Genomic DNA, 25,554 nt, shown 5'->3' with positions numbered 1-25,554 from the left:
GGCATGGCCGACGACACCAACGCCGAACCGGAGCCCGGCCCCGCTCCGACCCCGGCGCCCCCTCCGACTCCCTCGGAAGCACTCGACACCGGCTACACCCCCGGCGGCGTCCCGACCTTCGAATCGGTGCGCGAGAAGATCGAGAACCGCTACGGAACCTCCATCGGCGCCGCCGAACTGGCCGCCGAGACCCCGGAGGGGCGCGCAGCCGACGAGGAGTACGAGCAGCGGCAACGCGCCGCCGCCGAGCGGCTCGCCCAGATCCGTGAATCCATGCGCACCGAGCCGAACGAGAACCGTTGAGTGGTGCGCTCGTTCACCCGTGAAGAGCGCAGGGCTCGGCTGGGCCGCCGCCACTTCCTGAGCACCGAAGCCACCTCGGTCACCCACGCGGTCTCGGCTTTGATGGGCCTGCATGCCACCGACCCGGCCACTCCCTATCTGTCGCTGTGGGCGCGGGTGCCCGGGTTCACCGTCGCCGATCTCGACGCGCAGCTCTACGAGCGGCGGGAGGTGCTCAAACATCTGGCGATGCGGCGGACGCTGTGGGTGATCGGCCGCGACGACCTGCCGTCGATTCAGGTGGCGGCCAGTGACCGGGTCGCGGCCAACGAACGCAAGCGGCTGATCACCGATGCCGAGAAGGGCGGCGTCACCACCGACGGTGACGCCTGGCTGAACGCGGCGCACCGCGCCGTGCTGACCTTCCTCGATGCGCACGGACCCACCGGGGCGCGGGAGCTGCGCGCGGCACTGCCAGAGCTGGCCGGCGTGTTCGACCCCGCCCCGGGGAAGCCGTGGGGTGGCCAGACACCGCTCAGCCCAAGGGTTCTGACCGTTCTCGGCGTACAGGGCGACATCGTCCGAGGCCCCAACGACGGCGGGTGGACCGTCAGCCGGCCACGCTGGAGCGCCATCGGCGACTGGCTAGGCCCGATCGGCGACCGGCCCTCACCCGAGGAGGCGTCGGGCACCGCGGTGCAGCGGTGGCTGCGGGCTTTCGGACCCGCCACGGTGACCGACGTCAAGTGGTGGTTCGGCGCGACGCTGACCTGGGCGCGCCGGGCCCTCGAGGCGATCGGCGCGGTCGAGGTGGACCTGCACGGCACACCGGGGGTCGCGCTGGCAGAGGACCTCGAGCCCGAACCGCCGACCGAGCCGTGGGCCGCCCTGCTGCCGGGCCTCGACGTCACCACCATGGGCTGGTTCGACCGCGACTGGTATCTGGGCGAGCACCGCCCGCACGTGTTCGACCGCAACGGCAACGGCGGGCCGACGGCATGGTGGAACGGCCGGATCGTCGGCGCGTGGGGACAGGATCCCGACGGCCGGGTGCGCCTGCACCTCGTCGAGGACGTCGGTCATGACGGGGTCCGGGCGCTGACCGCGCACGCCGAACACCTCACCGAGTGGCTGGACGGCACCCGGGTCAGTCCGCGCTTTCCGTCGCCTCTGAGCAAACGCACGGTTCGAACGCAGTGACGGCGGCTAACCTACGGCCACCGACGGAAAGGGGCTGACGTGGAGCACGTCCGGATAGCGATCATCGGCAGCGGCTTTTCCGGACTCGGGGCCGCCATCCGCCTTCAGGAGGCCGGGCACCGTGACTTCATCGTCTTCGAGCGCGGGAACGATGTCGGCGGCACCTGGCGCGACAACACGTATCCCGGTGCGGCGTGCGATGTCCCGTCCCACCTGTACTCCTACTCGTTCGCGCTGAACCCGGACTGGACGCGTTCGTTCTCCCGGCAACCCGAGATCGAGCACTATCTGCGCCGCCTCGCCGAGCGCTACGGAGTCCTGGACCGACATCGGTTCGGGTGCGCCGTCAAGCGGACCGCGTGGAATCCCGACCGCAAGCAGTGGCACATCAGCACCGACCAGGGGGATCTGACCGCCGACATTGTCATCGCCGCCTTCGGGTCGCTGGCCGAACCGTCGCTACCGCCGATCCCCGGCATCGAGTCCTTCGACGGAGAGATGTTCCATTCGGCCCGCTGGAACCACGACGCCGACCTCATCGGTAAGCGCGTCGCGGTGATCGGCACCGGGGCGTCGGCCATCCAGATCGTGCCGGCCATCGTCGACCAGGTCACCCACCTCGACGTCTACCAGCGGACCGCACCGTGGCTGCTGCCCCGCTTCGACCGGCCGTTCACCAGGCTGGAGCGGTGGGCGTTCCGCAACGTGCCCGGATTCCTGCGGCTGGCCCGCGCCGGGATCTACGCCGGCCGGGAGGTCCAGGTCGTCGGCCTGGCGAAGAATCCGAACCTGATGAAGATCTTCGAGTTCCTGTCGCGGGCCAAGATCCGGTCAGAGATCCGCGACCCCGCGCTGCGGCGCAGGGTGACCCCGAACTTCCGGATCGGCTGCAAGCGCATGCTCATCTCGAACGACTGGTATCCGGCGCTCGACCGGGACCACGTCGACCTCATCACCGACGGCATCGAACGGATCGACGGCCGGCGCATCGTCACCACCGACGGCACGAGCCGCGAGGTCGACGCCCTGATCGTGGCGACCGGCTTCCACGTGACCGATTCGCCGATGTTCGAGACGGTCTGCGGCGCCGACGGCGCGAGCCTCACCGACAAATTCGCCGACAAGGGGATGCGGGCTTACAAGGGCACCACGATCACCGGTTATCCCAACATGTTCGTCCTGGTGGGCCCCAACACCGGGCTGGGCCACAGCTCGATGGTGTACATGATCGAGTCGCAGCTCAACTACGTCGTCGACGCCATCACCACCATGGAGAAGCAGGGGTTGGGCACCGTGGAGGTCAAGCAGGAGGCGCTCGACGCCTACAACGACCGGCTGCAGCAGGCACTCGCCGGATCGGTGTGGATGACCGGGCGGTGCGCCAGCTGGTACCTCGACGCGCATGGCAACAACACCACGCTCTGGCCAGACTTCACCTTCCGGTTCCGCAACCAGACCCGCCGCTTCGACCTCGACGCCTACGAGGTCAGCGCCTGATCAGGCGCTGACCTTGCGGCGTTTACGCGCCGGGGCGGGGACCTCGACGAGTTCGGCCAGGAAGTGTCCGGTGTAGCTGTCGGGGCTGGCGGCGACGTCCTCGGGGGTTCCCTCGGCCACGACGGTGCCGCCGCCCGCGCCCCCTTCGGGGCCCATGTCGACGATCCAGTCCGAGGTCTTGATCACGTCGAGGTTGTGCTCGATGACGATCACGGTGTTGCCCTTGTCGACCAGACCGTTGATGACCTTGAGCAGCTTGCGGATGTCCTCGAAGTGCAGTCCGGTGGTGGGCTCGTCGAGGATGTACACCGTCCGCCCCGTCGAGCGCTTCTGCAGTTCGGCAGCCAGTTTGACGCGCTGCGCCTCGCCGCCGGACAGCGTCGGCGCCGGCTGGCCCAGCCGGACGTAGCCGAGACCGACGTCGACCAGCGTCCTGAGGTACCGGTGGATCGAGCTGATCGGTTCGAAGAAGTCGGCGGCCTCCTCGATCGGCATGTCGAGGACCTCGGCGATGGTCTTGCCCTTGTAGTGCACCTCGAGGGTCTCGCGGTTGTACCGGGCGCCGTGGCACACCTCGCACGGGACGTACACGTCGGGCAGGAAGTTCATCTCGATCTTGATGGTGCCGTCACCGGAACACGCCTCACACCGGCCGCCCTTGACGTTGAACGAGAACCGGCCGGGCTGATAGCCGCGGACTTTGGCCTCGGTGGTCGCGGCGAACAGCGACCGGATCTTGTCGAAGACACCGGTGTAGGTCGCGGGGTTCGACCGCGGGGTGCGACCGATCGGTGACTGGTCGACCCGCACCAGCTTGTCGAGCTGGTCGAGCCCGTTGATCCGGGTGTGGCGCCCCGGCACCTGACGTGCCCCGTTGAGCTTGTTGGCCAGCACCGAGGCCAGGATGTCGTTGACCAGCGTCGACTTACCCGACCCGGAGACGCCGGTCACCGAGGTGAGCACGCCGAGCGGGAACGCGACGTCGATGCCCTTGAGGTTGTGTTCGCGGGCGCCGATCACCGTCAGCTGACGCTTGCGGTCGGTGGGCCGCCGGATCGCCGGCACCTCGATGCTCTCCCGGCCGGACAGATACGCGCCGGTGAGCGACTCCTTGTTGCGCAGCAGGTCCTTGTAGGTGCCGCTGTGGACGATGCGCCCACCGTGCTCACCGGCCGCCGGACCGATGTCGACCACCCAGTCGGCGTGGGCGATGGTGTCGAGGTCGTGCTCGACCACGATCAGCGTGTTGCCGAGCTCACGCAACCGCACCAGCGTGTCGATGAGCCGCCGGTTGTCGCGCTGGTGCAGCCCGATCGACGGTTCGTCGAGGACGTAGAGGACGCCGACCAGACCGGATCCGATCTGGGTGGCCAATCGGATGCGCTGCGCCTCGCCGCCGGACAGCGTGGCCGCCGCCCGGGACAGCGACAGATAGTCCAGGCCGACGTCGAGCAGGAACCCCAGCCGGGACTGGATCTCCTTGAGCACCTGACCGGCGATCGCCTGTTCGCGTGGGCCGAGGGTCAGTGCGTTGAGGAAGGCGGCGCAGTCGGCGATCGACAGTTCGGCCACCTCGGCGATCGACTTGTTGCCATAGTCGCCGGCGGCCATCGTCACCGCGAGGATCTCGGGCTTGAGGCGGGTGCCGTCGCACTCCGGGCACGGCACGTCCCGCATGAAGCCCTCGTAGCGCTCCTTCATCTGTTCGGAGTCGGTCTGCTCCATGCGACGCTGCAGGAACGCCATCACGCCCTCGAAGTCGGCGTAGTACGACCGGGTGCGCCCGTAGCGGTTGCGGTACCGGACGTGAACCTGCTCGTCACAGCCCTCGAGGATGGCCTTGCGCGCCTTGGCCGGCAGCTTCTTCCACGGGGTGTCGGTGTCGAAGCCCATCGCCTCGCCCAACCCGGAGAGCATCCGGGTGAAGTACTCCGCGGTCTGACCCATCGACCACGGCGCGATCGCGCCCTCGGCCAGCGTCAGATCCGGATCGGGCACCACCAGATCCGGGTCGACCTCCTTGCGGATGCCCAGCCCCAGACATTCCGGGCAGGCGCCGTAGGGCGAGTTGAACGAGAACGAGCGGGGCTCGAGGTCGTCGACGGCCAAGGGGTGGCCGTTGGGGCATGCGAGCTTCTCGGAGAACCGCTGCTCCCGGTGCGGGTGGTCGTCCTCTCGGTCGACGAACTCGAGCACCACGATGCCTTCGGCCAGGCCGAGCGCTGTCTCGATGGAGTCGGTGAGCCGCTGCTTGGCCGTCGCCTTGACCGTGAGCCGGTCCACCACGACCTCGATATCGTGCTTTTCCTGCTTCTTCAGCTTGGGCGGATCGGTCAGCGGATACACCACGCCGTCAACCCGGACCCGGCTGTAGCCCTGGGTGTTGAGCTTGTCGAACAGGTCCACGAATTCACCCTTGCGGGTGCGAACCACCGGGGCGAGCACCTGGAAGCGCAGTCCCTCGTCCATCGCCAGCACCTGGTCGACGATCTGCTGCGGGGTCTGGCGGGCGATGCGTTCACCGCAGACCGGGCAGTGCGGAGTGCCGGCGCGGGCGTAGAGCAGGCGCAGGTAGTCGTAGACCTCGGTGATGGTGCCGACGGTGGACCGGGGGTTGCGGTTGGTCGATTTCTGGTCGATGGATACCGCCGGTGACAGGCCCTCGATGAAGTCGACGTCGGGTTTGTCCATCTGTCCGAGGAACTGCCGCGCGTAGGCCGACAGCGACTCCACGTAGCGGCGCTGGCCCTCGGCGAAGATCGTGTCGAAGGCCAGTGACGACTTGCCGGAGCCGGACAACCCGGTGAACACGATCAGCGCGTCGCGCGGCAGGTCGAGATCGACGCTGCGCAGATTGTGTTCACGCGCGCCCTTGACGATCAGACGATCAGCCAACTCGGTCCTCTCGATCTCGATGCGCCGCGCGTCACTCCGCGCGCACGCGCCCGACTCATGCTAGGTGTCGTGTCCGACAAGCCCGATACGGTGGCCTCTATGACCGTCATCGACGACAACTACACCGGCCACGTCGAACCCGGCACCGCCGCTCGGCGCACCCTTCCCGGCGCGACGATCATCAAGGTGTCGGTGGGCCCCATGGACAACAACGCATACCTGATCAGGTGTTCCCGAACCGGTCAGAGCCTACTCATCGATGCCGCCAACGACGCCGACGTCCTGCTCGACGTCATCAAGACCCAGGCGCCGCAGCTCGCCCTGATCCTCACCACCCATCAACACTTCGATCACTGGCAGGCGCTGTCGGCGGTGGCCGAGGCGACGGGCGCGCCCACCGCGGCCCACCAACTGGACTCCGAACCGCTGCCGGTGCCCCCGGAGCGGCAGCTGGCCGGCGGGGACACGCTGCAGATCGGCGACCTGACGTTCGACGTCATACACCTGCGCGGGCACACGCCCGGCTCGGTGGCGCTGGCCCTGCACGGCCCGGCCGCCGGCGATGCGGTGCATCTTTTCACCGGGGACTGCCTGTTCCCGGGCGGGGTCGGTAAGACCTGGGAACCCGGCCACTTCGAGCAGCTGCTCGATGACGTGAGCACGCGGGTGTTCGACGTCTACCCGGACTCGACGGTCGTCTACCCGGGACACGGCGACGACACGGTGCTCGGCACCGAACGCCCCCATCTGGCGGAATGGCGTGAGCGTGGCTGGTAGACCGGTCCCCGACATCCCCGGGCCGGGCCAGGAGTCGGTGTGGGACTATCCGCGGCCACCGCGGCTGGAGGAGATCCGCGCGACGATCACCGTGGAGTTCGCCGGCCGCACCGTCGCCTCGACCGCCCGCGCGTGGCGGGTGTTGGAGACCAGTCATCCGCCGACCTACTACCTGCCGATGGACAGCTTCGCCCCGGGCGCCCTGCGCCGGGCCGAGGGCCGGTCGTGGTGTGAGTGGAAGGGCCAGGCCGCGTACTTCGATGTCGTTGTCCCCGACGACGTCGCCGGTGACCGCGTCGCGCCACGCGCGGCGTGGACCTATCCGCATCCGACGCCGGGGTTCGAACCGCTCGCCGATGCGGTCGCCGTGATGGCCGCCCACATGGACCGGTGCACCGTCGACGGCGAAGTGGTGACGCCCCAGCCGGGCGGCTTCTACGGTGGGTGGATCACCAGCCGGGTCGCCGGGCCGTTCAAAGGGGTACCCGGCTCGATGGGTTGGTGAGGGCTCACCCGCCCCAGCCCACCGGCAGCCGCTTGATGCCGTGGATGAACGCCGATCGCAGGATCGCCGGCTCCCCGGTGGCGACGATGTCCGGCACCTGGCGGTGCAGTTCTTCGTAGAGCACGCGGATCTCGCGACGGGCCAGGTTCGCACCAAGGCAGAAGTGCGCACCACCGGCGCCAAATCCGATGTGGGGGTTGGGGTCTCGCCTCACATCGAACATCCACGGATTGTCGAAGACCCGTTCGTCGCGGTTGGCGGAGTTGTACCACATGCTGACCTTCGCCCCGGACTTCATCCGGACACCGCGCATCTCCACGTCCTCGGTCAGGTTGCGGCGCATGAAGATCACCGGCGAGCCCCACCGGACGATCTCCTCCACGGCCGTCGGCGCGACGGCATCGAAATCGTTCCACCACAGGTCCCGCTGTTCGGGGTAACGCGTCAGTGCCACCATGCCGTGGCTGATGGCATTGCGGGTGGTTTCGTTGCCCGCCGCCGAGAGCAGGATGAAGAACGACCCGATCTCGGCCGAGGTGAGGCGTTCACCGTCGACCTCGGCGTGCACCAGATTCGTGGTGAGATCGTCGGTCGGATGGGCCCGGCGGGCTTCGGCCAATTCGACTCCGTACTGCCCCAGCGCCAGCACCGCGCCGACGATGGTGTCGAAGTCGGCGGCCACCTCTTCGTCACCGGCGCCGAGGATGATCGACGTCCAGTCGAAGACCTTCGCCTCGTCCTGTTCCGGGATGCCCATCATGTCGCAGATGATCTGTAGCGGAAACGGTCCGGCGATGGACTCGACGAAATCGGCGCGGCCGTCGGGATGCTCGCGCCGCATCTCGCTGACCAGTCGTCGGGCGCGCTCGCGGACGCTATCCTCGATGCGCGTCAGTACCTTCGGGGTGAAGGCCCGGTTGACGATGCCGCGCAACCGGAGGTGGCGGGGATCGTCCAGCGAGATCATCGACCCCACGTATTCGGAGATCTCGACGGCCACGTCGTTAAGTGCGGTGCTGGTCGGGACCGAGCTGAACACCTCCGGATGCCGGCTCGCATATCGCACGTCGTCGTGGGTGGTCAGCGCCCAGTGGCCGGCCCCGGCGGTGAATCCGGCGAACTCGGGGACCTCGAAGAACGCGATCGGCGCCTCGCGACGCAATGTCGCGAAGGCGCCGTCACGAAGATCGTCGTTCCAGTCCCAGAAGTCGAGCCGGCCCAGGTTGATGTCGTCCAGCGGGACATGCGGTGGGGGCGCGCCGTTCTCGCGCGGCGCGATGCCCCTCGGGTGCAATGTCGTCGTCATCGGATCACCTCCCGGTTCGCCCCGAGTGTGACACCCGGCACGACGCTGCGGTCAGGAATCGACGACGCGCACCCGCGCCGGTCAGGGCGTCGTATGGACGATCAACACGTCGGTCTTGGACCGGCGCGCGACGTTGGCGGGTACCGAGCCCAGCAGCCGGCCGGCGATGGTGCTCAGGCCGACGTTGCCGACCACCAGGAGATCGGCCTTGACCTGCTCGGCCAGTTCGACCAGGGCGTCGACCGGAGCGCCGACGATCGCCTTCTCCTCGATGTCCTTGGCGCCGGCGGCGTGCGCGCGGTCCCGGGCCTCCCGAAGGATGGCGTAGATGGGTGCGTTGCCCGACATCTTGTAGCCCTCGTCCTTGAGGACGTCGGCGGCCCGCTGATCCTCGCTCTGCGGAAAGTACGCCGTGCTGACGATCAGCTTCGCGCCGGATCCGGCCGCGATCTGTCCGGCGCGGTCCACCGCTCGAAGCGACGAATCCGATCCGTCCGTGCCGACGACCACGGTGCGATAGGCGCTCATCCAGTTCCTCCAAGTGTCATTTACTTCGCCATTCGTGACATTAACGCCTCGGCAGAGGCACCCGTGCGCTATTCACGACACCCGGCGAGCCCGCCGCGCGCCGGATTTCCTGCGGTCTACCGGCAGTGATGTTAACTTCCGACGACGTCGGGCAGGCGTTTGCAGTGACCGATGCGACGTCGCGGTACCGCAGTGGCGCACCGGTGCTCACCGGCGGTGAGTGACTCAGCTCAACGCCGGAACGGCGTACCACGACCGATGGCGTTACGGTTCGCTCATCAGCAGGAAGGTCGACGGGACGGTCGAGTGGCCCAACCAGTGGAGACCGCGCTCAGGCTCGGGGACGCGCCGGCCGTCCGGATGCGCAGCGGGCGTTTCGATCCCGCGCTGATGGCGCTGTTCGCCGCAGTGGTCAGTGCGGCCGGTGCCGCGCGGCCGTCACTGTGGTTCGACGAAGCCGCGACCATCTCGGCGTCGACCCGGACCCTTCCCGAACTGTGGCGGCTGCTACACAACATCGACGCGGTGCACGGCCTGTACTACCTGGTGATGCACGGGTGGTTCACCGTGTTCCCCCAGACCGAGTTCTGGTCGCGGCTGTCGAGCTCGCTGGCGATTGCCGGCGCCGCGGCCGGTGTGGTGGTGCTGGCGCGGCAGTTCAGCGGCCGCTCGGTGGCGGTGTGCTCGGGCGTGGTGTTCGCCATCCTGCCCCGCATCACCTGGGCCGGGATCGAGGCGAGATCGTATGCGCTGTCGACGATGGCCGTCGTCTGGCTGACGGTGCTGCTCGTCGCGGCGGTGCGGCGGCGGCGATGGGGCTGGTGGCCGGTGTACGCGGTGGGTGTGGCCGCATCGTCGGTACTCAATGTGTTCGTGGTGCTGATGGTCCTCGTCCACGCCCTCGTCGTGGCCCGGCTCGGCCGTCGTACCGAAATCATTCGTTGGTCGGTAGCCACCGCCGCGGCCGTGATCGCCGTCGCACCGTTCCTGCTCTACTGCCGGACGCAGATCGCGCAGGTCCGGTGGATCTCCCCGCTCAGCGCGGACACGGTGGTGGAGATCGTCGCGCGGCAGTACTTCGACCACTCGCTGGGCTTCTCCCTGCTCGCCGGGCTGCTGCTGGTGGTGTCTCTGGTGTGCCGGCGCACGCTGCGCTTCGGCGAGGGGGACCGAGCCCTGGCGCTGTTGGCTCTCGCCTGGATGACCCTTCCCACGGCGGGACTGCTGGTGTACTCGGCGCTGCTGGAGCCCGTCTACTATCCGCGCTACCTCTGCTACACCGCACCGGCGATGGCGCTGCTGCTGGGGGTCTGCATCGTGGCGCTGGCGCGCACCCGCGAGAGGGTGGCCGCCGTGGTGGCGGTCCTGGCGATTGCGGCGACACCGAATTACCTGATGGTCCAACGCAGCGCGTACGCCAAGGAGGGCATGGACTACAGCCAGGTCGCCGATGTCATCACCGCCTACGCCGCGCCGGGTGACTGCCTGATCATGGACAACACGGCCAACTGGTTGCCCGGGCCCATCCGGCCGATGACCGCCGCACGGCCCGGCGCCTACGCCAAGCTCGCCGATCCCGGCCGCGGCCGCACCGGGCCGCAACGAAACCGCTTGTGGGACGCACACATCGCGATCTGGGCGGTGGCCGACCAGGTGCGTCGCTGCACGGTGCTGTGGACGGTGTCCGAACGCGACACCTCGGTTCCCGATCGGCAGAGCGGCGAAGCCCTGGACCCGGGGCCACGGCTGGGCGGCGCACCGGCCTACCGGGTGCCCGAACGGCTGGGCTTCCACGTCGTCGAGCGCTGGCAGTTCAACTTCGCCCAGGTCACCAAATCGACGCGGTGAGCGGCGCGTGAGGCGCCCACCCGGCGGGTAGTCCGCGGCCATGGCCAGCGCAGCTCCCGGCGCCGCGGATTTCGTGCCCGCCGACACCCGCGACCTGAGCGTGCTCGCCGATGCCGCTCAGGCCTGCACGGGGTGCGATCTGTATATCGACGCCACTCGGGCGGTGCTCGGCGAGGGCCGCCGGCAGGCCAGGGTGGTGATGATCGGCGAACAACCCGGGGATCAGGAGGACAGAGCCGGCCGGCCATTCGTCGGTCCGGCGGGCAAGCTGCTCGACCGGGCGCTCGCGGCGGCGGACATCGACCGCGACCTGGTCTACGTCACCAACGCCGTCAAACACTTCAAGTTCACCCGGCCCGAACGCGGCACCCGTCGCATCCACAAGACACCCAGCCGCACCGAGGTGGTCGCCTGCCGCCCCTGGCTGTTCGCCGAGCTGGACGCCGTCCGGCCCGATATCGTGGTGCTGCTCGGCGCGACCGCCGCCAAAGCGTTGATGGGCAACGACTTCCGGCTGACCGCTCACCGCGGTGAGGTGCTGCGCCTTCCATCGCCCTTAGCGGGGACCGACCTGGACATCGACCCCGAGGTGGTCGCCACGGTGCATCCGTCGTCGGTGTTGCGCGGACCGCCGGAGGACCGGGAACGCGCGTTCGATGCGCTGGCCGACGATCTGCGGGTGGTCGCCCGGTTGATGGCGGCCTAGCGTCAGCGCGAACCTCCACGGCCGAAGTAGATCTCCTGCGTCGCCGTACACACCAGCCCGCCGGCGCGGTTGTACATCGTGGCGGTGGCCAGCCCGCGGCCGCTGACACCGCTCGGTGAGACGGCGTCGGAGAGCACCCAATCGTCCAGGTCGGCGGGTCGGTGGAACCACAACGCGTGGTCGACGAGTGCGGAGAAGCTGTCCACCGGGGTGGTGCGGCGCGCCACCATCGCGGTCTCCAGCAGCGTGGTGCCGGCCACGTAGGTGAGCAGACAGCTGTTCAGCATCGGGTTCTCCGGCACCGGATCGACCGGGCGCCACCACATCCGGATACGCGGATCGGCCTGCGGGTGGTCGACGGCGAGCCGGGGTGGGGCGTCGACGTAGCGCAGATCGAGCGGCTGTCGGCGCACCCAGTGGCCGCCGTGCTCGCCGGCGTAGGCGCTCAACTGGTCCTGCACCGGTGCGAGGGATTCGGGGTCGGGTACGTCCGGGCGGGGCTGCTGGTAGTCGAGGCTGTCCAGCGGCGTGCTGAACGACGCCAGCGCTTCGAGCAGCACCTGACCGTCCTGTACGGCCAGCACCCGGCGCGAAGACAGCACGCCGCCGTCGCGCAACCGGGTCACCTCGAAATCCACCGGGTAGCGCGCGTCGCCGGCACGCAGGAGATACACGTGAACGCTGTGCGCCCGCCGGTCGGCGGCCACGGTGCGTCCCGCCGACATCAGCGCCTGGGCGGCGATGTGGCCGCCGACGATGTGATGGGCCGGGTTGTCCATCTGGGTGCCGACGAATCGGTCGTTGCCGACGTCGTCGACGTCGAGAGTCGCCACGATCTCCGCCAGGTACGCCGATGTCACCGGGGCATCATGCCGGATGCGCCGCCGGGCGGCAGAACCGGTCAGGCAAGATGTGGGGCGTGGACAGTGCTGCGCTCCCGCGACTCTCGCGTGGCGCCGCGGCGTCGGTCAGCTAGTGCCCGACGACGAACGGCTCCGTCGATTCATGCCGATGCCGATGCCGATCCTGTCGCTGCGCACGATCGTCATCGTGGCGGCATTGTCGGTCGTCGTCCTGGTGCTCACGCTGGGCACCTGGGTCTGGATCGGCGTGACCAACGACCAGTACAGCCAGCTCGACCGGCAACTGGACTCGGTGACCAGCCTCGGTGACCTCAGTTCGCTGCTGAGCGCATCCGAGCCCGACGACACCGCCACTCCCCTGCCCGACGGCAGCCTGGTGCGCACCGCCCGGATCGGCGGTATCACGGTGTCGGCGCCCAAGGACATCGTGCTGCCACCGCTGGACATCGGATATGCCAACACCACGATCGACGGCGTCGAATACCGGGTACGCACATTCGCCGCCGGACCGGCGACGATTGCGCTGGGCGCGCCGTTGGCCGACACCCAGCGTCGAATCGACATGCTGCATCTGCGGGTCGTGCTCATCTGTGGCGGGGTCATCGCCGGCACCGTCGTCGTCGGCTGGGTGATGTGGTCGATCATGATCAACCCGTTCCGGCTGCTGGCGCAGCAGGCCCGTGCCATCAACGCACAGTCGAAGCCCGAAGAGGTCAACGTCGGCGGGGTGTGGGAGGCCGCGGAGATCGCCGAGGCGGTGGAGGGCATGCTTGCCCGCATCGGTGAGGAGCAGCAGCGCACCAAGGCGGCCCTCGAGTCCGCGCGCGACTTCGCCGCCGTCGCCTCCCACGAGCTGCGCACCCCGCTGACGGCGATGCGCACCAACCTCGAGGTGTTGTCCACCCTCGACATGACCGACGACCAGCGCGAGGAAGTCATCGGCGACATCGTGCGCACCCAGAGCAGGATCGAGGCCACGCTGACCGCCTTGGAACGTCTCGCCCAGGGTGAGCTCACCACCGCCGAGGATCACGTGCCGGTCGACGTCACCGAACTGCTCGACCGGGCAGCCCACGACGCGCTGCGCAGCTATCCGAATCTCGATGTCTCCCTTGTGCCGTCGGCTCAGGTGCGGATCATCGGGCTGCCCGCGGGTCTGCGGCTGGTGATCGACAACGCGATCGCCAATGCGGTCAAACACGGCGAGGCCACCCAGATCCGGTTGAGCGCGATCCGTTCCGGCGACCAGGTGGAGATCGCCGTGGACGACAACGGCAGCGGTGTGCCCGAGGGGGAACGCACCCTCGTCTTCGAACGCTTCTCACGAGGATCGACCGCGTCGCGCTCAGGTTCGGGGCTCGGTCTGGCGCTGGTGGCGCAGCAGGCCGAATTGCACGGCGGCACAGCAGCGTTGGAGACCAGCCCACTCGGCGGAGCCCGACTGCTCCTGCGGCTACCGGCCAGCAGATGACACGAAGCGGGCCCGGCAGCAGTGCTGCCGGGCCCGCATCGTCCTCAGGGGAATGGTGATCACCAGTCGTCGCGACGGTCCCCCGCCGGGGTGGCGGCCGCCGCGGGGGCGGGGGCACCGGGATTGGCGTTCGCCGACCACAGTCCACCGGTTCCGGCGCAGATGCCGTCGCTCGGCAACTTGATCTCCGTGGGCAGCGGAATCGGCATACCCGGGATCTGCGGCACCGGGATCGCCGGAATCATCTCCCACGGCGTCGCCGCCGCAGCTCCCGGCGCCCCTGCTGCCGGGATGCCCGGCAGCAGCCGATCGAACACCGCGGCCGCACCCTCGAGCGGCGTGCCGGCGCCCGGAGGAATCGCACCCCCACCGGTGACCGGCGCGCCCGGAGCCGGCGGGTAGGGCGGCGTCGCAATATTCACCGCGGTCGACCCGCCTGCCGGAGGAGCCGGCGGGTACGGCGGGGTCGGGATGTTCACCGCGGTGGATCCGCCGCCGGGGGGCGCGGGGGGAGCCGGCGGAGCGACGACCGGCACGTTGGCGGCTGCCGGCGCCGGCGGAGCCGGAGGAGCCGGCGGTGCGACAGCCGCGGCGGGCGTGACCACAGCGGCGGGCGGAGCCGGCGGCGCGGGGGGAACCGCACCGGCGGCAGGCACCACGACCGCGGCCGGCGGGACCGGCGGCGCCGGCGGAACCGCACCCGCAGCAGGCACCACCGCGGCAGCAGGCGGAGCAGGCGGCGCGGGCGGAACCGCACCCGCAGCAGGGGCGACCGCAGCAGCGGGCGGAGCAGGCGGGGCACCGAGCGGCGCCGCGGGGCCCGCACCTGCGCCCGGTCCCCCGGCACCGGCGCCGGCGGGCGGACCAGCCGGCGGAACCGCACCGGCAGCCGGCTCAACCACACCAGCAGGCGGACCAGCCGGAGCCGGCGGCACCGCACCCGCAGCCGGCTCAACCACACCAGCAGGCGGACCAGCCGGAGCCGGCGGCACCGCACCCGCAGCCGGCTCAACCACACCAGCAGGCGGACCAGCCGGAGCCGGCGGGAGCGCAGCTGCCGCGGGCTGGACCACTGCAGCGGGCGGCGCCGGAGGAGCCGGCGGCACCGCACCACCAGCAGGGGTCACCTCAGCAGCCGGCGGACCCGGAGGAGCCGGCGGCACCGCACCACCAGCAGGGGTCACCTCAGCAGCCGGCGGACCCGGAGGAGCCGGCGGCACCGCACCACCAGCAGGGGTCACCTCAGCAGCCGGCGGACCCGGAGGAGCCGGCGGCACCGCACCACCAGCAGGGGTCACCTCAGCAGCCGGCGGACCCGGAGGAGCCGGCGGAGTCACGTTCGTGACCGAGCTGCCGGCCGGGACCGACGGAGCCGGAGGCGCCGGCGGAGTCACGTTCGTGGCCGAGCTGCCGGCCGGGACCGACGGAGCCGGAGGCGCCGGCGGAGAGAAGCGCTCGACCGGGGTGACCGATCCGCCGCCGGGGGCTCCGGGCGAGGGCGGGGTGATGGCCGTCGACGAATCGATGGTGCCGGTGCCCGGGCTGGGCGGGGCGGGCGGGCTGAACCGCTCGACGGGGGTGACCGAGCCACCACCAGGAGCGGGCGGTGCCGGAGGCGTCACCGCCGACTGCGCGTCAACCGTCCCACCACCAGGAGCCGGCGGAGCCGGAGGCGTCACCGCCGACTGCGCGTCAACCGTCCCACCACCAGGAGCCGGCGGAGCCGGAGGCGTCACCGCCGACTGCGCGTCAACCGTCCCACCACCAGGAGCCGGCGGAGCCGGAGGCGTCACCGCCGACTGCGCGTCAACCGTCCCACCACCAGGAGCCGGCGGAGCCGGAGGCAGGGCACCGCCTCCGGAGCCACCCGCAGGCGCACCGGGAGCCGGCGGAGCCGGAGGCAGGGCACCGCCTCCGGAGCCACCCGCAGGCGCACCGGGAGCCGGCGGCGCGGGAGGCGTCGCTGCACCACCGGAGCCGCCGGAAGGTGCACCGGGCGCGGGCGGGGCGGGCGGAAGAGCACCGCCACCGGGGCCACCCGCAGGTGCGCCGGGTGCGGGCGGGGCGGGCGGAAGCGCGCCGCCACCGGCACCGCCGGCAGGGGCGCCGGGAAGGGGCGGGGCAGGCGGAAGCGCGCCGGCGGCAGGTTCGACCACACCAGCAGGCGGACCAGCCGGAGCCGGAGGAACCGCACCCGCAGCCGGCTCCACCACACCAGCAGGCGGACCAGCCGGAGCCGGAGGAACCGCGCCGGCGGCGGGTGAGACCGCCGCAGCCGGCGGGCCGGCCGGAGCCGGCGCAGGCGGAGCGGCGGGAGCGGGAGGAACCGCACCCGCGGCGGGCGAGACCGCCGCCGCCGGCGGACCGGCGGGACCGCCGGCCGGCGGAATCGCCGCCGCGGCCGGCTGGACGGCAGCCGCGGGCGGAGCGGCCGGCACGGGTGGCACCGCACCACCAGCGGGAGTCACGGCAGCCGCGGGCGGAGCGGCCGGCACCGGCGGCACCGCGCCGCCGGCCGGAGTCACCGCGGCTGCGGGCGGAGCCGGCGGAACAGGCGGGACGCCGCCCCCACCGGCGCCGGCCGTCGGCACACCGGGTGCGCCCGGGACCGGCGGCGTGGACAGCGCGGTGCCGTTCAGGGAGCCGGCCGGCGGGATACCGGGAGCCGGCGGGGTGACAGTGCCGGCCGTCGTGCTGAGCGGAGCGCCCGGCGCACCCGGAACCGGCGGCGTCGAGAGGGCCGTGCCGTTGAGCGAACCGGCGGGCGGGATGCCGGGAGCCGGCGGCACCACGCGAGCGGTTCCGTTCAGGGAGCCCGCCGGTGGAATGGCGGGCGCCGGCGGCGTCGAGAGCGCGGTGCCGTTCGCGGAGCCGGCCGGCGGGATGGGCCCGGTCGGTGGCGTGGCGGTGGTGAGTGCCTGGTTCGCGGCAGGCAGGGTCTCAGGCAGACGTCCCGGCACAGTGAGCAACTGCTGCATGATGTTCAAGCACGGAACGCCGGGGCTCGGTTGTGCCACTGCCGTCGTGGGGTTGAACAGCTGCACGACGCAGCAGGCCCCCGCGGTGGCAAGGGCGGTGACACCCAGTCGATTTGTCGTCCGCGACATGTTCCTCAGTTCCTTTGCGCCTCGTGACGTTTACGCGTCCGGGCGAACGTATCCGCGGGTCGGCCGTTTGCCCGGCGCGCCATTTCTGCGGTTTATCGAACTGTTGCAAAGGAGAGGTGGATCGGTGACCGAACGACGCCGGCCAGCCGGCCGCGAGCGGATGACGGGTTCCAACCCGAGTGAACGGCATTGCAGGCGCCGTCTCGCCACTCAGCCACACCCGCGTCAGGTCGTCACCGTGCCAGCCGGCCCGCCCCCGGTCGAGCGTTTCGATCACCGTGATCACGGCCTGACCGGGATACCTTGTCGGCATGGATCTCTGGCTGGCCGCAGACCCACCGTTCTTCGGTGGGCCGGGGCAGGGCATGCGGCAGATCGTCGAGCTACTCGTCGCGTTCGGACTCACGGCGCTGATCGGCCTCGAACGTGAGATCCAGGGTAAGAGTGCGGGATTGCGCACCCAGACCATCGTCGGCACGGCCGCGGCGCTCATCCTGTTGGTCAGCAAGTACGGATTCAACGACGTCCTCACCGCGGGAACCATCGAGGTCGACCCGTCTCGGGTTGCAGCACAGATCGTTACGGGCATCGGTTTCCTCGGCGCGGGAATCATCATCTTCCGCCGCGGCTCGGTCCACGGCCTCACCACCGCCGCCGCAGTCTGGGAGTCCGCAGCGATCGGGATGGCGGCGGGGGCGGGTCTGCTCCTGCTCGCCTGCACCGTGACGGTGCTGCACTTCGTGATCGTGGTCGGATTCATGCCCGTGGCGCGCCGGCTCAACGCCCGCCTGAGCGGATCCATCCGGTTGCACGTGACATATGACGGCGGGCGCGGCGTGCTGACCACCCTGCTGCAGGCGTGCGAGCGACGCAATTGGCAGCTCACCGAACTGTCCGCCGACCCCGACGGTGAGCCGTTGGGCGGCCGGACCGGTCAGGCGGGCGCCATGCTCACGCTGGCCGGCAGCAGAATCCTCACCGCGCCCGCCCTACTGGCAGGCATCGACGGGGTGACCTCGATCCGCCAACTCGACGAAGTTTCGGACTAACCGTCCGACCCCGCCCGGGACGCGCGGGTCGATGCGACCACGCCGACAGCGGCGAGGACGGCGAATACCCCGAACAACAGGCGCGCGGCCTGCGCGTCGCCTCCGCTGGACATGTTCACCAACACACCCGCCAGTCCGGCACCGAATGCACCGCAGATCAACTGCACCGTGCTGATCGCGGCCGCCGCGGCCGGCCCCTCGGCCGGGTCGCGCACGCGACTCATCGCCCATGCCGACAGGTGCGGCCACGCCATACCGATGCCGGCACCGGTGACGACCAGGCCGGCCACCCAGACGCCCACCCACAGCGGTGACATCGCCTCACGCACCGCCACCAGCCCGACGGCGAGCCCCACACCCATGACCAAGGGCGCGACCGCGACGGTGCGGGCGATGATCCGGGCACGTCGAGCCGACGCGCTGGTGATCTCCCCGGCCGTCCAGCCGACGGACAACACGGCCCCGAAGAATCCCGCCAGCACCGGGGCCAGCCCCGCGAGCCGCTGCCCGAACAGCGGCACGTACATGTCGACCATGGTCGCGGCCATCAGCAGACCCAGGGTGGCGTAGATCCACTTGAGGGGGCCCGGCTGAAATGTCGTGGGCGGCAACACCGCTGCCGAGGCACGCCGGTCGACCACGACGAACAGAACCACGATCGCCGCGGCGAGCACCAACAGGCCCGCCGTGAGCCGGGCGTCCCGGGGAATACCCGCCGTGCTGACCACCAGTGCCGCCGCGCCGAGGAGCAGCAGCGACGCCCACGGGATACGCAGCCGCGCCCGGGCAGCTCGCGACGCGTCACGGGCGGGCAAGACCAGCGGCACCAGCACCGCCATCGCAGCCGTGAAGATCGTCAACACCCCGAACGCCCACCGCCAATGCCCGAACTGTGCGAACAGCCCCCCAGCCGCCGGCCCGGCGAGCGTGCCGACGCCCCACATGGCCGACACCAGTGCCGATGCCCGGGTCCACAATCGCTGCGGCAGCGCGGTGTTGATCACGGCGTAGCCGAGCCCGGCGAGCAATCCGCCGGCGCCGCCCTGCACCGTCCGCCCGACGAGCAACAACTCCATGCTGGGCGCGAGCGCGCATCCGAGGCTGCCCACGCCGAATACGCTCAGCCCCAGCAGATACGCCAGCCGGGGCCCCCACCGCATCAACAGCGCATGCACGGTCGTCGCGGCGATCACCGACGCCACCAGATAGACCGTCGTCACCCAGGCGTAGAACCGCTCACCGCCGATGTCGGCGACCGCGTCGGGCATCAGACTGATGGTCAGGAATTCGTTGGTCGCGTACAGCGCGACACCGCCGGCCAGCACCGTCGACGCCCCGAGATGCCGGGGCCCGAGCAGATCACGCCAGGTGCCTTCGGACACCACCGTCGACTCCATCACGTCGGCCAGGCTAGAAGCTCAACCGCCGTTGAGGTCAACACCGAGTCACTTGAGGCCCGCGGCGTCCATACCGCGCAACTCCTTCTTGAGGTCCTGGATTTCGTCGCGGATGCGGGCGGCCAACTCGAACTGCAGGTCACGTGCGGCCGTCATCATCTGCTCGGTCAGATCCTTGATCAGATCGGCCAGCTCGGCGCGCGGCATGTTCGAGGTGTCCCGGCCTTCGACGATCCCTGCGCTGACGGCGCGGCCCGCCTCCCCTGTCGCACGACGGCCTCGGGAGGCGTTGCGGCCGGAACCGCCGACCTCGACGACCTCGCTGTCGTCGGCCTCTCGGTACACCTGGTCGAGGATGTCGGCGATCTTCTTGCGCAGCGGCTTGGGATCGATTCCGTGCTCCTTGTTGTAGGCGATCTGCTTGGCCCGACGGCGTTCGGTCTCGTCGATGGCCTGCTTCATCGAGTCGGTGATCGTATCGGCGTACATGTGCACCTCGCCGGAGACGTTGCGTGCGGCGCGACCGATGGTCTGGATGAGGCTGCGCGGGGACCGCAGGAACCCCTCCTTGTCGGCGTCGAGGATCGCCACCAGCGACACCTCGGGGAGGTCGAGACCCTCACGGAGCAGGTTGATGCCGACCAGGACGTCGTACTCGCCCAGGCGCAACTGCCGCAGCAGTTCGACGCGCCGCAACGTGTCGACCTCCGAGTGCAGATACCGGACCCGGATCCCCATCTCCAGGAGGTAGTCGGTGAGGTCCTCGGCCATCTTCTTGGTCAACGTGGTGACCAAGACCCGCTCGTCGCGCTCGGTGCGCTGGCGGATCTCACCGATCAGATCGTCGATCTGTCCCTTGGTCGGTTTGACGATGACCTGCGGATCGACCAGACCGGTCGGCCGGATGACCTGTTCGACGAACTCGCCGCCGGATTGGCTGAGTTCGTAGGGTCCAGGCGTCGCCGACAAATACACCGTCTGCCCGATGCGATCGGCGAACTCCTCCCACGTCAGTGGCCGGTTGTCGACCGCAGACGGCAACCGGAAGCCGAAGTCGACCAGGTTGCGCTTGCGGGACATGTCGCCTTCGTACATGCCGCCGATCTGCGGGACGGTCACATGGGACTCGTCGATGACGAGCAGGAAGTCCTCCGGGAAGTAGTCGATCAGCGTCGCGGGCGCGGTGCCCGGGCCACGGCCGTCGATGTGGCGCGAGTAGTTCTCGATCCCCGAGCAGAAGCCGACCTGACGCATCATCTCGACGTCGTAGTTGGTGCGCATCCGCAGCCGCTGCGCCTCGAGGAGCTTGCCCTGACCTTCGAGTTCGGCCAACCGATCCTCGAGTTCCTTCTCGATGCTCGAGATGGCCTGGGCCATCCGCTCGGGACCCGCCACGTAGTGCGTGGCAGGAAAGACGCGCAGCGAATCGACCTGACGGATGACGTCACCGGTCAGCGGATGCATGTAGTAGAGCGCCTCGACCTCGTCACCGAAGTACTCGATGCGCACCGCGAGTTCCTCGTAGGACGGGATAATCTCGACGGTGTCGCCGCGCACACGGAAGGTGCCGCGGGTGAACGACATGTCGTTGCGGGTGTACTGCACGTCGACCAGCAGCCGCAGCAGCGCATCGCGCGGCACCTCTTCGCCCACCTTGAGCTCGACCGAGCGGTCCAAATAGGACTGCGGGGTGCCCAGACCGTAGATGCAGGAGACCGACGCCACCACCACGACGTCGCGGCGGGACAGCAGACTCGAGGTCGCCGAGTGCCGCAGCCGCTCGACGTCGTCGTTGATCGAGCTGTCCTTCTCGATGTAGGTGTCGGTCTGCGCGATGTACGCCTCGGGTTGGTAGTAGTCGTAGTACGAGACGAAGTACTCGACCGAGTTGTTGGGCAACATGTCGCGCAGCTCGTTGGCGAGCTGCGCGGCCAGCGTCTTGTTCGGCGCCATCACCAGCGTCGGGCGTTGGAGCCGCTCGATGAGCCACGCCGTGGTCGCCGACTTGCCGGTACCGGTGGCGCCCAGCAGCACGATGTCGCGCTCCCCTGCCCTGACCCGCTTCTCCAGCTCGTCGATGGCGGCGGGCTGATCACCGGCCGGGTCGTACGGACTGACCACCTCGAACCGGTTGCCGGCACGCACCATCGCCTCGACCGGGCGGTACTCCGAGTGCGCGAGCACAGGATGTTCGGTAGCGAAAGCCATGATTACCAGGTTAGAACCCGGCACCGACATGGTCTTGTTCCCGCACTTCTATGCTGGGCACATCCACCCACCCAAGCACGAGACATTCGACCTGCAGGCGCGCACGAACACCGACCCGAAGGGCATCGTGCGGGCCGTCGACGTCTACACCGTCCAGCCGTGGGGTCTCTACATGGCCCGGCCCACGCCGGGCCGGGCGCAGTTCCACTACCTCGAGTCCTGGCTGCTGCCGTCGCTGAATCTGCGTGCCACGGTGTTCCACTTCAATCCCGGCCACCAGCGGGACCAGGACTTCTACCTCGACGTCGGGCGATACACCCGCGGCCCGGTGACCTGGACATCCGAGGACCACTATCTGGATCTGGTCGTGCGAACCGGCCGCGGGGTCGAGCTGTGTGACGTCGATGAGTTGCTGACCGCGATCCGCCACGGTCTGCTGAGCCCGGAGGACGGCGAAGAGGCGGTCCGGACCGCGGCCCGCGCGGTCGACGGGCTCGCCGGACACGGCTACGATCTGCACCGCTGGCTGGCAGCGGAGGAAATGACGCTGACCTGGCGGCCGTTGTAAGGTCGGTGATCATGAGCGTTGTGAAACGCGGATGTACCACCGGCGCCGTCCTGGTCGCCCTGGTCAGCGCCTCGCAGACCGTTCCTGCGGCGGCCTTCGCCGATCCCGAGGTGCAGCCCCAGCCGTCGGTCGATGCGCCCCCGCCGGCTCCCGAAGTGCTGCACAACGTCGTCTATCGCGCCCGCATCGACGGCGTCTCCCGGGGGGCCACGATCGTCTACGCGGCCGAGAACGATCAGACGCTCACGGCGAATCCGACGATGCTTCCCGGCCGGGTGTTCGAGGCGAACACCGTCCTGCCCCAGTCGGGGGTGGCGTCGATGAAGGTGTCCGTGCAGTGGCCGTACTCGGCGAACCTGCACTGCGAGGTGCTGGTCGACGATCAGCTCGTCGCCCAGGCCGATGATTTCGTCGCCCCACGCTTCCTGCCTCAAGACCCCGACTACGCGGTGCTGACCTGTGAAGCGCCGGTGACCGCACCGCCCGCGGTCGCCGACCCCGCGGCGCCGCCACCCGCTGAACCCGCGCCGGCTCCGGATCCCGCGGCGCCGCCTCCCCCGGCCTGACCGGTGCGCTACGCCTGCCAGCCGGTCGCGTCGGCCCATTCGCCGGCGCGGCGGTGGGCCGCGGCCAGCCACGGTTCTTTGGCCTCGGCGTAGTCGGCGGCGTCGGCCGCGGCGCGTTTGACCCCCAGGTACTCCGCGCGGATATCGGCGTCCGAGGCCAGCCACGCCGGAAACAGCAGCGCGAACCGCTGGTTGGGCCAGCCGGCGACCCGAAGGTGCACATTCGTCGGCCGTCCGGGGTCAGCCGATGCGTGAAATCGCTTCTGCCAGTTCGTTTCGTCGTCGGTGTGCGGGCTGTCCGCGGTGATCTCCTCCACCCGCGGATAACCGGCGCCGTACAGCGCGTCGGCGAGTTCGTCGGCGGTGGCCAATGAGTCGACCGTCACCTGGATGTCGATCACGTCCTTGGCGGCCAGGCCGGCGACGGCCGTGGAGCCGATGTGGTCGATGCGCTGCGCCCGGTGACCGCACGCGGTGGCCAACCGGGCGACGGCCCGCTTGCCCTCACTGACCCACTCGGGTTTGTAGTCAACGATTTTCGGGTTACCGACAGCCGGGCGGCGGTGCGCGAGGTTTTCCGCGAAGGGCAGGATGCGGTGCTGCCACAGATCGCGTGCCGCGGCGACGAGTTGATCGGCGTCGCCCGAATTGTCCAGCCACACATCGGCGACCGCCCGGCGCTGCTCCTCGGTGGCCTGTGCCCTGATCCGGGCGCGTGCGTCGTCCTCGGTGAAGCCTCGGTACTCGATGAGCCGCGCGACCCGTAGATCCTCATCGGCATGAACGATGATCACCAACGGAAACATCGGCGCCATCTGCGATTCCACCAGCAGTGGGATGTCCTCGACGATCACCGCGTCGTCGGCCGCCGCAGCGATCAACTCCTGCCGGCGCGCGCCGACCAGCGGATGCACGATCCCGTTGAGCGTGGCGCGCTTCTCGTCGTCACTGAAGGCGATCGCGGCCAGGGCGGGCCGGTCCAATGACCCGTCCGACTGCAGGATCCCGTCGCCGAATGCCGCCACCAGTTTCGCGAGGCCCTCCGTACCGGGCTCGACGACCTCGCGGGCGATCACGTCGCCGTCGACGACCACCCCACCGAGTTCACTGAACGTCCCGGACACCGTTGACTTGCCGGCACCGATACCGCCGGACAGACCGATTCGCAGCATCGCACCAGTCTGTCATCCGCACCGACGACGACGGCCCCGGCTCGTGATGAGCCGGGGCCGTCGAGCGTAGCGACGTGTTACGCGTTGCCCGCGAGCTTCTCCCGCAGCGCGGCGAGCTGGGCATCGCTGGCCAGCGTCCCGCCGGAGGACTCGCCCTCCGAACGCGACGACGACGACGACGAACCGTTCGACACCGGACGCGCGGCCTCCTCGGCCTCGGCAGCGGCGAACTTCTCCATCTGCGCGGTGTGCATCTTGTGGCGACGCTCGGCCTCGGCGTAGCGCGACTCCCACTCCTCACGCTGCTTCTCGAAACCTTCGAGCCATTCGTTGGTCTCGGAATCGAAGCCCTCGGGGAAGATGTAGTTGCCCGCGTCGTCGTAGCTGTCGGCCATGCCGTACTTCGACGGGTCGAACTCGTCGGTGTAGTCCTCGTTGGCCTGCTTGAGGCTCAGCGAGATCCGGCGACGCTCCAGGTCGATGTCGATGACCTTGACCATCGCGTCGTCGCCGACCTGAACCACCTGGTCGGGCACCTCGACGTGGCGCTCGGAGAGCTCCGAGATGTGCACCAGACCCTCGATGCCCTCTTCGACCCGGACGAACGCGCCGAACGGCACCAGCTTGGTGACCTTGCCCGGGACGATCTGGCCGATCGCGTGGGTACGGGCGAAGTGGCGCCACGGATCTTCCTGCGTCGCCTTGAGCGACAGCGAAACCCGCTCGCGGTCCATGTCGACGTCGAGCACCTCGACGGTGACCTCGTCGCCGACGGTGACGACCTCGGACGGGTGGTCGATGTGCTTCCAGGACAGCTCGGAGACGTGCACCAGACCGTCGACGCCGCCCAGATCGACGAACGCGCCGAAGTTGACGATCGACGACACGACACCCTTGCGGATGGCGCCCTTCTGCAACTGGTTGAGGAACTCGCTGCGGACCTCGGACTGCGTCTGCTCCAGCCAGGCGCGCCGTGAGAGCACCACGTTGTTGCGGTTCTTGTCGAGCTCGATGATCTTGGCCTCGATCTCCTTGCCGATGTACGGCTGCAGATCGCGGACTCGCCGCATCTCGACCAGGGACGCGGGCAGGAAGCCGCGCAGGCCGATGTCGAGGATCAGGCCGCCCTTGACGACCTCGATGACGGTGCCCTTGACGGCCTCGTCCTTCTCCTTGAGTTCTTCGATGGTGCCCCAGGCCCGCTCGTACTGAGCGCGCTTCTTGGACAGGATCAGCCGGCCTTCTTTGTCCTCTTTGGTGAGGACCAGGGCTTCGACCTCATCGCCGACGGACACAACCTCATTGGGGTCGACGTCGTGCTTGATGGAAAGTTCGCGGGAAGGGATGACACCTTCGGTCTTGTAGCCGATGTCGAGCAAGACTTCGTCACGGTCGACCTTGACGATGGTCCCTTCGACGATGTCGCCATCGTTGAAGTATTTGATGGTCTTGTCGATGGCGGCGAGAAAATCCTCGGCCGAGCCGATGTCGTTGACGGCTACTTGCGGCGAGGTGGCGACGGGACTTGGCATATGGTGGGTTGCTCCGGACAGGTGTGGTCGTAGGTGCTGTTGGTTGGTTTGTCGATCGAACCCAGGCACGGTGATCA

The 25,554-nt window shown here is 69.5% G+C and carries 22 protein-coding genes; 11 read left to right on the top strand and 11 right to left on the bottom strand.

The annotated features are described in order from the left end of the window. Positions 1 to 3: 3 nt before the first annotated feature. From ACN27E_RS03040 to ACN27E_RS03030, 3 genes are read left to right on the top strand one after another with little or no spacing between them, the layout of a single operon-like run. Positions 4 to 303, top strand: coding sequence for a hypothetical protein (locus ACN27E_RS03040; RefSeq protein WP_422746538.1), 300 nt, complete (start codon positions 4 to 6; stop codon positions 301 to 303). A gap of 3 nt (positions 304 to 306) precedes the next feature. Continuing rightward, positions 307 to 1,482, top strand: coding sequence for a winged helix DNA-binding domain-containing protein (locus ACN27E_RS03035; RefSeq protein ID WP_422746537.1), 1,176 nt, complete (start codon positions 307 to 309; stop codon positions 1,480 to 1,482). A gap of 39 nt (positions 1,483 to 1,521) precedes the next feature. Then, complete coding sequence (locus ACN27E_RS03030; protein ID WP_422746536.1) at positions 1,522 to 2,979, top strand: flavin-containing monooxygenase; 1,458 nt, start codon at positions 1,522 to 1,524, stop codon at positions 2,977 to 2,979. Here ACN27E_RS03030 and uvrA read toward each other — a convergent pair whose 3' ends face one another. Further along, on the bottom strand, positions 2,980 to 5,874 hold the full coding sequence (gene uvrA, locus ACN27E_RS03025) for an excinuclease ABC subunit UvrA (RefSeq protein ID WP_422746535.1): 2,895 nt from the start codon (positions 5,872 to 5,874) through the stop codon (positions 2,980 to 2,982). Between the two features lie 99 nt (positions 5,875 to 5,973). On the opposite strand from uvrA, the gene ACN27E_RS03020 reads away from it, so the two are divergent. Both ACN27E_RS03020 and ACN27E_RS03015 read left to right on the top strand, forming a co-directional pair. Continuing rightward, positions 5,974 to 6,651 carry an MBL fold metallo-hydrolase gene (locus ACN27E_RS03020; RefSeq protein WP_422746534.1) on the top strand — a complete coding sequence of 226 codons (678 nt, stop codon included), beginning with the start codon at positions 5,974 to 5,976 and terminating at the stop codon, positions 6,649 to 6,651. Next, positions 6,641 to 7,156, top strand: coding sequence for a DUF427 domain-containing protein (locus tag ACN27E_RS03015; protein ID WP_422746533.1), 516 nt, complete (start codon positions 6,641 to 6,643; stop codon positions 7,154 to 7,156). Before ACN27E_RS03020 ends, ACN27E_RS03015 begins: the two co-directional genes overlap by 11 nt. A gap of 4 nt (positions 7,157 to 7,160) precedes the next feature. Here ACN27E_RS03015 and ACN27E_RS03010 read toward each other — a convergent pair whose 3' ends face one another. Together ACN27E_RS03010 and ACN27E_RS03005 are read right to left on the bottom strand one after the other, a co-directional pair. Beyond that, complete coding sequence (locus tag ACN27E_RS03010) at positions 7,161 to 8,462, bottom strand: cytochrome P450 (RefSeq protein WP_422746532.1); 1,302 nt, start codon at positions 8,460 to 8,462, stop codon at positions 7,161 to 7,163. A gap of 81 nt (positions 8,463 to 8,543) precedes the next feature. Continuing rightward, positions 8,544 to 8,990 carry a universal stress protein gene (locus ACN27E_RS03005; protein ID WP_422746531.1) on the bottom strand — a complete coding sequence of 149 codons (447 nt, stop codon included), beginning with the start codon at positions 8,988 to 8,990 and terminating at the stop codon, positions 8,544 to 8,546. A 258-nt stretch (positions 8,991 to 9,248) separates the two neighbouring features. On the opposite strand from ACN27E_RS03005, the gene ACN27E_RS03000 reads away from it, so the two are divergent. Together ACN27E_RS03000 and ACN27E_RS02995 are read left to right on the top strand one after the other, a co-directional pair. Next, positions 9,249 to 10,838: a glycosyltransferase family 39 protein gene (locus tag ACN27E_RS03000; protein WP_422746530.1), complete on the top strand. Its 1,590-nt coding sequence runs from the start codon at positions 9,249 to 9,251 to the stop codon at positions 10,836 to 10,838. A 40-nt stretch (positions 10,839 to 10,878) separates the two neighbouring features. Beyond that, entirely contained in the window at positions 10,879 to 11,544 is a 666-nt protein-coding gene (locus ACN27E_RS02995) for a UdgX family uracil-DNA binding protein (protein WP_422746529.1), read from the top strand. A 2-nt stretch (positions 11,545 to 11,546) separates the two neighbouring features. Here ACN27E_RS02995 and ACN27E_RS02990 read toward each other — a convergent pair whose 3' ends face one another. Further along, positions 11,547 to 12,404, bottom strand: coding sequence for an acyl-CoA thioesterase (locus tag ACN27E_RS02990; protein ID WP_422746528.1), 858 nt, complete (start codon positions 12,402 to 12,404; stop codon positions 11,547 to 11,549). 157 nt (positions 12,405 to 12,561) lie between these two features. On the opposite strand from ACN27E_RS02990, the gene ACN27E_RS02985 reads away from it, so the two are divergent. Continuing rightward, a complete protein-coding gene (locus ACN27E_RS02985) occupies positions 12,562 to 13,878 on the top strand; it encodes a sensor histidine kinase (protein ID WP_422749568.1) in 1,317 nt (438 codons plus the stop codon). A gap of 59 nt (positions 13,879 to 13,937) precedes the next feature. Here ACN27E_RS02985 and ACN27E_RS02980 read toward each other — a convergent pair whose 3' ends face one another. From ACN27E_RS02980 to ACN27E_RS02970, 3 genes are all read right to left on the bottom strand, one after another. Further along, positions 13,938 to 14,300: a hypothetical protein gene (locus ACN27E_RS02980; RefSeq protein ID WP_422746527.1), complete on the bottom strand. Its 363-nt coding sequence runs from the start codon at positions 14,298 to 14,300 to the stop codon at positions 13,938 to 13,940. 53 nt (positions 14,301 to 14,353) lie between these two features. Then, a complete protein-coding gene (locus ACN27E_RS02975; RefSeq protein ID WP_422746526.1) occupies positions 14,354 to 14,992 on the bottom strand; it encodes a hypothetical protein in 639 nt (212 codons plus the stop codon). A gap of 675 nt (positions 14,993 to 15,667) precedes the next feature. Next, complete coding sequence (locus ACN27E_RS02970; protein WP_422746525.1) at positions 15,668 to 16,210, bottom strand: hypothetical protein; 543 nt, start codon at positions 16,208 to 16,210, stop codon at positions 15,668 to 15,670. A gap of 1,086 nt (positions 16,211 to 17,296) precedes the next feature. Between ACN27E_RS02970 and ACN27E_RS02965 the strand changes: the two genes are divergently transcribed. After that, positions 17,297 to 18,034 carry an MgtC/SapB family protein gene (locus ACN27E_RS02965; RefSeq protein WP_422746524.1) on the top strand — a complete coding sequence of 246 codons (738 nt, stop codon included), beginning with the start codon at positions 17,297 to 17,299 and terminating at the stop codon, positions 18,032 to 18,034. On the opposite strand, the gene ACN27E_RS02960 is transcribed toward ACN27E_RS02965, so the two are convergent. Then, complete coding sequence (locus tag ACN27E_RS02960; protein ID WP_422749566.1) at positions 18,031 to 19,431, bottom strand: MFS transporter; 1,401 nt, start codon at positions 19,429 to 19,431, stop codon at positions 18,031 to 18,033. The two genes, ACN27E_RS02965 and ACN27E_RS02960, sit on opposite strands and share 4 nt — an antisense overlap. A gap of 48 nt (positions 19,432 to 19,479) precedes the next feature. Continuing rightward, positions 19,480 to 21,639: an excinuclease ABC subunit UvrB gene (gene uvrB / locus ACN27E_RS02955; protein ID WP_422746523.1), complete on the bottom strand. Its 2,160-nt coding sequence runs from the start codon at positions 21,637 to 21,639 to the stop codon at positions 19,480 to 19,482. A 127-nt stretch (positions 21,640 to 21,766) separates the two neighbouring features. Between uvrB and ACN27E_RS02950 the strand changes: the two genes are divergently transcribed. Further along, on the top strand, positions 21,767 to 22,207 hold the full coding sequence (locus ACN27E_RS02950; RefSeq protein WP_422749564.1) for a DUF402 domain-containing protein: 441 nt from the start codon (positions 21,767 to 21,769) through the stop codon (positions 22,205 to 22,207). Between the two features lie 11 nt (positions 22,208 to 22,218). Further along, positions 22,219 to 22,773 (top strand): hypothetical protein, encoded by a 555-nt coding sequence (locus tag ACN27E_RS02945; RefSeq protein ID WP_422746522.1) that lies wholly within the window; start codon positions 22,219 to 22,221, stop codon positions 22,771 to 22,773. Positions 22,774 to 22,781: 8 nt separating this feature from the next. On the opposite strand, the gene coaE is transcribed toward ACN27E_RS02945, so the two are convergent. Continuing rightward, on the bottom strand, positions 22,782 to 23,945 hold the full coding sequence (gene coaE / locus ACN27E_RS02940; RefSeq protein ID WP_422746521.1) for a dephospho-CoA kinase: 1,164 nt from the start codon (positions 23,943 to 23,945) through the stop codon (positions 22,782 to 22,784). Between the two features lie 77 nt (positions 23,946 to 24,022). After that, positions 24,023 to 25,477, bottom strand: coding sequence for a 30S ribosomal protein S1 (rpsA, locus tag ACN27E_RS02935; protein WP_422746520.1), 1,455 nt, complete (start codon positions 25,475 to 25,477; stop codon positions 24,023 to 24,025). Positions 25,478 to 25,554: the final 77 nt, after the last annotated feature.

The organism is Mycobacterium sp. WMMD1722 (assembly GCF_049315205.1).
Classification (GTDB): domain Bacteria; phylum Actinomycetota; class Actinomycetes; order Mycobacteriales; family Mycobacteriaceae; genus Mycobacterium.
The sequence above is the reverse complement of the archived record's forward strand: the minus strand, read 5'-3'. Positions and strand labels throughout refer to the sequence as shown.